The sequence below is a fragment of the Kitasatospora sp. NPDC088779 genome (genome assembly GCF_040685395.1).
Taxonomy (GTDB): domain Bacteria; phylum Actinomycetota; class Actinomycetes; order Streptomycetales; family Streptomycetaceae; genus Kitasatospora.
This window is the reverse complement of sequence record NZ_JBFBHW010000099.1, coordinates 1-8,426: the sequence shown is the minus strand read 5'-3', so window position 1 is coordinate 8,426 and position 8,426 is coordinate 1. Positions and strand designations below refer to the sequence as shown.

Annotated in this window: 8 protein-coding genes; 1 reads left to right on the top strand and 7 read right to left on the bottom strand. The window is 68.6% G+C overall.

From position 1 onward, the window contains the following. The first annotated feature begins 554 nt into the window (after positions 1-554). Positions 555-878, top strand: coding sequence for a hypothetical protein (locus tag AB0P03_RS40325; RefSeq protein WP_363587081.1), 324 nt, complete (start codon positions 555-557; stop codon positions 876-878). A gap of 454 nt (positions 879-1,332) precedes the next feature. On the opposite strand, the gene AB0P03_RS40320 is transcribed toward AB0P03_RS40325, so the two are convergent. The 7 genes from AB0P03_RS40320 to AB0P03_RS40290 form a co-directional block, all read right to left on the bottom strand. Beyond that, on the bottom strand, positions 1,333-2,019 hold the full coding sequence (locus tag AB0P03_RS40320; RefSeq protein ID WP_363633704.1) for a hypothetical protein: 687 nt from the start codon (positions 2,017-2,019) through the stop codon (positions 1,333-1,335). Between the two features lie 496 nt (positions 2,020-2,515). After that, positions 2,516-3,457: a hypothetical protein gene (locus tag AB0P03_RS40315; RefSeq protein ID WP_363633702.1), complete on the bottom strand. Its 942-nt coding sequence runs from the start codon at positions 3,455-3,457 to the stop codon at positions 2,516-2,518. Between the two features lie 197 nt (positions 3,458-3,654). Then, positions 3,655-3,831: a hypothetical protein gene (locus tag AB0P03_RS40310; protein WP_363633700.1), complete on the bottom strand. Its 177-nt coding sequence runs from the start codon at positions 3,829-3,831 to the stop codon at positions 3,655-3,657. Then, entirely contained in the window at positions 3,795-4,709 is a 915-nt protein-coding gene (locus tag AB0P03_RS40305) for an ATP-binding protein (protein WP_363633698.1), read from the bottom strand. Before AB0P03_RS40305 ends, AB0P03_RS40310 begins: the two co-directional genes overlap by 37 nt. A gap of 2 nt (positions 4,710-4,711) precedes the next feature. Beyond that, the gene (locus AB0P03_RS40300) at positions 4,712-6,826 is read right to left on the bottom strand and encodes a Mu transposase C-terminal domain-containing protein (protein WP_363633696.1); all 2,115 of its coding nucleotides are present in this window, start codon (positions 6,824-6,826) and stop codon (positions 4,712-4,714) included. Then, positions 6,823-7,596 carry a TnsA-like heteromeric transposase endonuclease subunit gene (locus AB0P03_RS40295; protein WP_363589578.1) on the bottom strand — a complete coding sequence of 258 codons (774 nt, stop codon included), beginning with the start codon at positions 7,594-7,596 and terminating at the stop codon, positions 6,823-6,825. Before AB0P03_RS40295 ends, AB0P03_RS40300 begins: the two co-directional genes overlap by 4 nt. Positions 7,597-7,800: 204 nt before the next feature. Beyond that, on the bottom strand, positions 7,801-8,178 hold the full coding sequence (locus tag AB0P03_RS40290) for an ankyrin repeat domain-containing protein (protein WP_363633694.1): 378 nt from the start codon (positions 8,176-8,178) through the stop codon (positions 7,801-7,803). Positions 8,179-8,426: the final 248 nt, after the last annotated feature.

Sequence of the window (8,426 nt, the reverse complement as noted above, 5' to 3'; positions counted from 1 at the left end):
ACCGGCCTGAGTCTCTACCAGGTCGTCCGCGAAATGCAGTTCCTCCTCGCAACCTGGGCCGGCGCCTGCCCCACCTGCCACCGCGACATACCCACATCCATACAAACCTGACCAAGCCCTACTAGGGTGGGTGAAGCTTCCCGAGTAGAGGTCTCGTTTGGGGATCCCGCCCGCGCGTACGCGTACCGGGTGGTGTCGTTCTGGCATGTCGACGAGGGCGGGGCCCGGGGCGTGGTCGGATGTGTGTGATCTGGCGGCGCTGATCGGCCAGTTCACGGGTGGCGCCGCTTTTCGGTCGCGGCTGGTGCTCGACGGGTCCCGGTTGCGATGGTGGGCGACGGCCTGGCTTCCGACTTTCCCATGATCTCGCGAATCGGCCCCGCGCAAGGCGGGGCCCGTGGCCATGACTTTTCGTCAACGTAGGCAAGGTCGAGACACGTTCGATGGAGCTGACGGTGTGTCCCGGGATGGCTACCGTGCTGCCTTCAGCGTGACTGCCTACCTTCAACAAGGCACCGATTAGCCCGGATACCTTGTGGAGTGAGGAGAGCGTCGTGGCAGAAGGCAACAAAGTCACCATCGGGAGCTGGAGCATTTCCGAGGGCGCTGACGGTGAGTTGGTTTTCACCAGGGACGGCGGCACCCAGGCACGACTTACACCCGGCGGCAAACTCATCGGAGCGAACGGCGGTGCGCCGGTCTGCTACGGCGACGATGTCGAGGTGACGTCGTATCGAACCGGGGCCTCTCTCAGCGCAACGACGGCTCACGGCGACCATGACCACCCGGGCCATTGGAATGGATGGGCGTACTGGAGCAGCGATCAGCCGAGGCAGGACGCTGACGTCCACCTCAAGATCCACCCCTACGGAGACTGACCGGCGACGACGGTAGCCGCGCTGTCATGCTGACGGCCCCCAAGGCGGTGTGTCTCGGGGGCCGTTCTCGTTATGGGCGACGAAGATGTTGACCAGGTTCTGTGTGCTGAGCGCGCCGAGTCCCACCGGTGGAGTTCTTCCATGAGCCCGGAAGCGCGTGCGGATCATGCTTCGGAGGCGTCCCTCCGGCCAGTCCTCCTCGGGATTACATGGAGCGACTGCTCAACCAAGCAGGCGGACGTGACGGCAGGGAACCCCGCCGCCGATCGCCAACCAGGCGGCTACTCCTCGTGACATCGCGCGACATTCTCGGGCCAACTGCCGCTTCTGATCCGGGCCAACTATCGATTCCCACGAGCGCCTCCACCAGCACCGATCAGCAGGTCGGGACAGCTGAGTTCGCGCATGTGCGGGTCGCGGGTGCGGTCCGCGTGGCTGTCGTCGGGGTCGGTGGTCAGCGGCAGTTCCCGGCGGGTGGGTCGCAGAGTCGGACGTTGGCGACGCCCGGCAGGTCGGCGAGCTGGCGGCGCAGGACGGCGAGATCGGCGTCGGGGGTGCGGGGGTCGAAGACGACGACGAGTCGTACGGCGTCGGCCTCCAGCACGGAGACATGGGTGGCGCCGTGGCCGAGGCCCGAGCCGTCGTAGAGGAGTTCCGGACGAGGACCGGTCCCCAGGAGGGGGCTGTCCTTCTGGACGGTGGCGACGAACGCGTCCGGCTCCTGGAAGTAGGGGGCGATCCAGATCGTGCCGGCCGCCCAGCCGGCGAAGCCGAGGGTGGCCGTGGCGACCAGGGCGCCGAGCAAGAGCGGCAGGCGCCGGGGTTCGGGGCGCGCGCGGCTCGCCGCGGTGAGGAGGACGACGCCCGCCGGCGCCAGTACGAACAGTCCGAACGGGGTGCCGAGGACCGAGACGGCGAGCAGTCCCCAGCCGAATACCAGACAGGCCGTCCGGAAATTGACGGCATCCCGCGCGAAAAGCGGTGCGGCGGCGGCCAGTGAACCGAGCACCAGCGGACCGTCGATCAACGACCCGCCGACGAGAATCACCCAGACCACGGCCGGTGCGGCACACAGCGCCGCCGCCACCGCCAGGACCCGCCCCGCACGCGGCACGGACCGGTGCACGCTCAAGGTTTCCACGACCCTCCATTGTTGAACACGTTCAAATCTGGTGGGATCACGCTACCAGGCCGCCCCGGCGCCGGAGCCCACCGAACGAACGAACCCCACCCGGCCCGTTTTGGCCGGTCCTCGGCCGCTGCTCCCCGGCCCGTCGCCCGGTGCCGGGCCGCCGCCCTCGTGCCGGGCCTTGTCCGGCTCCGCCCCGGTCCTCGCCCTGCTCTTCGGCTTGGCGCCGTTGCTCGTCGTCATCGCGGGGGTTCCCTCCGGCTGGGCGCGGAGCCGGTGCTGCGCGCGGTCGCCGTAGGGAACCCCGCGAACCTTGGCGGATCCCTTGGTGAACAGCCCCCTTGGCCGCAACGATCACGTAACGGCCTTCACCAACGTTGGTGTCCCGTCTCAAATGATCTGGTCTGCGAGTAGGGCTGTGACCTGCGGCGACCAGATCAATTGAGACGCCGAGGTGCCGAAAATCTCAAGTGATCTGGTCCCGGAAGCTGGGATGCACGGTGCCGTCTCAGTTGATCTGGTCCGTCCCTGCTGTTTCGAAGTGATACCAGCTTTGGGTGTTCAGCCAGGACTGGTAGTCCCTGAAGATCCTTGCGAGGCTGTCGGGTTGCTCTCGCTGGTCCAAGAACTCGCCCAGGAGCTGGAAGAGCGTCGCGACGGCTTCGATGTCGGCGTGGGGCGTGAGCGGATGGACCCATCCTGCTGGAGCGAGGTGGCGAACAAGGGCAGGCCAGGTGAGGTCGTGCCCCCTGCCGAGCCGGACGACCAGCCACTCGTGAAAGCCGGCGAGCATGCTCCAGGAGGTCCCGGCGTCGCAGCCCAGGACGAAGGCGGTGGTGGTTGCGAAGGAGCCGTCGATGCCGTGCATCGCGGGCTGTTGGCGAATGGCGGCCAGCAGGCCGCGGTGGTTTCTGATGATGTTGGCTTGCAGGGCCTGATGGGTGGCGCCGAGGAAATCTCCCGTTGTGCGCCGTGGTGTGCCGGCAACGCCGTTGGGATTCGTGAGCGGATGTCCGACGAGGAAGCGGCGCACGGTGGCATAGGAGACGTCGGCGTCATGCTCGTCCAGCAGTCTTTCCCAGATCAGACGGGTGGGAGGGAGTTGGCCGCCGTTCGTTGCCGCGCATTCGTCGAGGATGGCGTCGAGGGCGGGCCGGATGCGGTCAAGGACCGGATTCTCCTTGACCGTGCGTGGCTTTCGGGGCGGCGGTGTCGGCGAGGCAAGGGCTTGCCGGACGGTGCGGCTGTGCACGTGGTGCCGCTTCGACAACGCTTTGACGGACAGGCGTTCCTTCTGAGCATCTCGTCGGATCGCGGCGAAGAGAGCGGGCTTGTCAGCACTGAGGGTGACATACCTTTTGGGCTTCTCCGGTTCACTGGGCTCAGCTGATTTCCTGGGGGCCAGGTCTGGCAGTGCCCGTTCGAGCGCGTCTTGCTGACGTCCGGTCACTGCAGCGAGCCGGTCACCTCGGGGGCGACCTCCGTAGCCGTAGTCGGGTGGCCCGGCGAGGTATCCACGCAGGTAGCTGGGTTTGAGGTGGTTCGCGCGAGCCAGTCGGCGGACGTAGGAGTCAGTGCTTTCCCCGCTTCGAGGGCGGGGGCGGGCAGGCAGTGGGCGAGGCCGGTCGCCGTCGTCAGCACTGGTGGTCATGAAGCCGATTTGGTCTTGCGGGTCTGGGCGGCGCGGTCGAGCTTGACGCGTTCCAGCGACTTCCGGGTGATCTTCTCGGTTTCGTCCAGGATGGCGTCGATGGCGGCCCCGCGGATGAGGTGGGACAGGCTGCCGATCATCCCGCCGGTGCGCTGGTGGAGGTAGCCGGCCAACCCTTCCAATGTCTTGGGCTTGTGGTGGTGCAGCCGTAGGGCCTCTTCGAAGGTGCCACCAGGCCGGTCCATTCCGCGGTGCGGGGGAAGGGGACGGTGTCGATGACTGCGAAGCGCCCGGCGATCTGCCGGCCGCGGGTGCCGTTGAACAGTCCGTTCGCCTCCAGGTCCACTCCCGCGTAGACGAACGTGGCCGGGATCCGTTCCGAGAAGTACTTCAGCGTGTCCGATACCTCGGCGCCGTTCCTGGTTGCCAGCGAGAGATTGTGGAGTTCGTCGACACACACGACGCTCACCCTCGCGTCGATCAGGACGCCGCAGACGGCCTCGATGACATCGGTGATGTTGGCGCGGGTCGTGACGGGCAGGCCCAGGAAGCGGGCGAACTCGACGGCGAGCATGCGCGAGGTCGCGGCGGGCGGGACGGTGACGTAGACGACCGGGATCCGGTCGACGCCCGGGTGCTGGCGCCGGTCGATGACCTCGATGGTCTTGCCGAACTGGGTGAGTGCGGTGGTCTTTCCGGTCCCGGCCGCGCCGGGCAGGATCAGGCCCCGGCGGGCGCTGATCGCGTGCCGGTTGAGCAGGGTCAACCGCCTGCCCGCGTGGACGACGGTGCGCAAGGTGGAGGTCGCGGCCACGGTCAGGCGGGTGTGGTAGTCGAGGCGGTCGTCGTCGTAGTCCAGCCGCTCGTCCGGGCCCAGGTCCGCGAGCGCAGGTGCGGGCAGCAGGTCGGGCGGAACCGGGTCCTGGGTGGTGAACTCCCGCCAGCCCTCCAGCGTGGTGAGGTAGCGGTGCAGGTCCTCGCGTTCCAGGGCACTTCGCCATCCGTGCTGGCGGCCCGGGTCCGAGTCCTGGCCGGGGGTGGGTCCGGTCATGGTCACCATCGCTTGTCCGCTTCCTTGAAGGGGTCGAAGACGCCGAGCGGAATGACCTTCGCGATCGGCTCGTCATCTGTGCCGTCCACCGCCTCATCACCGTGGAGATGCGGCTCGTCCTCGACGACTGCAGGCGGCTCTGGCCTGGGCGGACGCGGTCCGGGGCTCTCGGCGGCGGCTCGGGTCCTGGCGGCGACGCGCCGGTCGCGCTTGGACGGCCGCGAGGCCGGTCCATCGCTCTGGTCGGCCGGTCCCTGGTTGGCTCTGACCAGGAGCTTGGCGACAGCCTGGGCGGTCTGCTCTTCGGTGGGTGTCGGGTTGCCCTTGCCTCGCAGGTCGGCTGCCGCATGGTCCCAGGCCAGGTCGCCGAAGGGCTGCGGGACGCTGCCGAGGTGCTTCCAGGGAACCGGGATCCAGCCGGTCTCCCAGTGGTGGCGCATCCAGATCCAGGCGGCGTCGTAGGGGTCGCGGTGGATCTCCCACAGGTTCCGCTTGCGTGTGACGCCGGAGGGCTGGCGCCGGAACGGGGCCAGGTCGGGGCAGTCGTAGATGCGGTTGTTGATTTTGATGCCGTAGGAGTTGACGGCCCGCCAGGTCGCGGGCAGCAGTTCGACGTAGTCGTCGCCGCCAAGGGCGAGGGGGACGTAGCCGGCGCTCTCGACCAGGGCGGCGTACTTTTGGTTCGGGGTGAAGGTCCGGCCCGGGACGCCCGGGTCGCGGAGCCCGTCATGGGGCCTCGATTGCCACTTGGCGACCAGCCATTCATCGAGGAATTCCTGGATCTCCAGCATCGACCACAACGGCTCGTCGTCCACGTCTCGGCCGCGGTGCTCGGCGGTGCGGCCGAGGTAGCCGGGGAGGAACTGGCAGAACAGTGTGGCCACTGATTCGAGTGTGCGTTCGATGTGGGGTTTCTCCGCCGGGGAGCGTGGGTGGCAGGGCTGGAAGTTGATCTCCAGGGTGCGGCAGGCGGCGCGGAAGTTGTCCGAGATGAACGCCTTGCCCCGGTCACAGACGATGGTCTCCGGGATGATCACGGGCCGGGCCGCGGCGTGCTCCAGACGCTCGTCCAGGGTCAGCAGTCGGCGGTGCGGCAGCACCGAGCGGGACATCGACAGGGCCTGGACCCAGCCGGGCCGCATCGGCTCCGGGGTCAGCGCGCGGGCCAGCAGCAGCGAGGCGTCCACCGACTTGGTGGTGGGCCGCACCACCGCCGCGGCGACGGTGCGCGTCGCCAGGTCGATGAGGGCGCAGAGTTCCACCCGGCCGGGGACCCCGTGGTCCAGCCGCACCAGCACGTCCAGCGGGGTGGAGTCGATCTGCATCAGCTCGCCGGGGGCGGCGACCGACTCGTAGCGGAACGGCCCCTCGGGCTGGTCGGCCAACGAGCGGCGGGTGCGGGCCGAGCCGGTGACGTGGACCCCGTGCGACAGCTTGTCGAAGAGCCGGTAGAACGTCGGGCGCGACGGCATCTCCACCACGCCTTGGCCGTGCTCGGCCTCCAGGATCCGCTCGGTCCGCCAGCGCGCGTGCTCGATCGTGCGGGTGGAAGCCGGGATGCTCTCGCCGATCGCCTGACGGATCGCGGCCACCACCCGCCGGTCGGCCCGGCCGACCAGCGAGGCGTGCGGGGCGAGTCGGTGGTCCACCACCGCCGCGATCCCTCCGGCCTCGTACTGCTGGCGCTTGCGCTTCACCGTCCGCGCCGTGACCTCCTCGCCCAGCGCGACCAGTTCATCCGCCTTCGCCCGCTCGCGTTGCGCCAGCGAACGGCCAACCGGGTCGTACTCGGGCTTGACCCGGACCCCCGCCGGGGCGTCGGGCGGCAGACCGGTGAGGAGTTCGACCAGATGCCGCTGCCACCACAGGGCGCGGGCGGCCACTGGCCCGGGCAGGCGATCCAGCAGCGCGGCCGAGCCCAGCGCCGTGCGGTCGCCGGCCCCCAGGACTGCGAAGTCCTCGGCCGACTGCAGGTGGACCTGGTCGACGAGCATCCCGGTGCCGTGCGTGTCGGCCAGCCGGACCCGCATCCCGGTCAGGCCGACCACGGTATAGGTGCGCTCCTGGAACCTGACCCGGTCACCGAGCCGCAGCCGTCCCGGCCGCGCGGACATCATGGCCGGTCCCGGGACGCCAAGCGCACCAGCGTGTCGATGCCCAGCGGGGCCGTCACAAGATCCGCCGTCAGTTCATGCTGCCAGAGCAGGTGATAGAGCACCGGCAGCACGGCCAGCCGGTCGCCGACCTGCTCGGCCCCGGCGAGCAGGGGCAGGGGGTCGGCGAAGACTTCCCGCAGCCGGCCTGCCACCGGCGCGCGATAGCAGCGACCGTGGCGGTAGCGGGACAGCCAGCGCAGGTTCACCCGGTAGGGCTGGTCCAGGTCGCCGACCTGCCGGAACTGCCAGCCCACCGCCTCGCAGACCCGCGCGGTGAACGCGAAGACCTCGGCGGTGGCCTCGTCCACCAGGCCCTCGGGTCGGACGTCGACAACGACGCCGGTGCCGTCCGCCAGCCGTGCGAAGTAGTCCGGGGTGTGCCCGCGCCCGCGTTCCCCGTCCGACCAGAGGAGCCGGAAGGGCTGGGACGCCAGGGCGACCACGGCCGGGTCGAAGTCCAGTGCCATCGCCGCGTCCCGCTCGACCCACGACTCGTAGCCCACCAGGGATCCCGATATCGCCGCCCAGTACTCACCGGTGAAGTTCTTCTGTCCCTTGAACGAGTTGAACGACCGTGCCGGCGAGGCGAACTCGAAGGGCTCGGCCCAGCAGCGCGTCAGCGGACCGGAGCGCTCGACACCATCGGCGTCGACGAACCCGACCTCAATATCCCCGACCTCAAGGTCTGCGATGCAGTTGCAGGCGGAGACCGCCTCCGCGGAACCATCCACTCAGCCCTCCGCACTGTCGTGACCCCTCTCAATGCGAGCGTGGGACACGTTGTCCGGGCCCGTGGGCAGAGCCCGGCGACGCCACCCGAAAGAGTGACAACCCGTCTCAAACAATATGGTCGACGCAGGCCAGAGGGCTCGTAGCCTCTCGATGCGCCCGCATCCCGAAATATCGACTCCTGGCTGCAGGTGCGAGTCGGGTGGCTATGAAGCTGATCGTGTTCCCTCATGGCCGCGCGGACTTCGGGACGCTGGAGCTGCCAGTTCCCAGGCTTCGAAGATCGCGGTAGCCATCCAGTGCCCGCTGACGAAGGCGACGTGTTCCACAGAAAGCCCGGTCCCGCCGTGCGACTTGCGGCGCGGGTCGGCACCTCGGGCCACCAGATATGCGGTCAGGCTCACACTGAGCGGATCGCCGGTCTGGCCGTGTGCGTCTATCTCCGAGTCCACCGCATGGTGCAGCAGTGTCATCCCACCGAACTCCTGGTGGATATCGGCTCCGGCGTCCAGCAGCGCACGCAGGGCCTCGACATCGCCTGTCTCCACCGCCGCGTGCGCCGCGCTCATCGTCTCCTCGACCACTACGGGCCCTCCTTCTTCCGCGGAGCGGTAGCCCCCGTTTCCAACACATCCAACCCTGGGCTGAAGCGACAACATCACCCGAGACCGATCGCGAATCCCGCTAGGGCCACCTGAGACAGCGACAGCGACAACATCGCGTGAGACGGGACAGTGTGTCCCGTCTCATTGAGTACGTCATCGCAGATGCCTTCTGGCCTGCGGACTGTCAGGTCAGAGTGAGACTCACCATGCTGGTGCCGAGTCTTGAG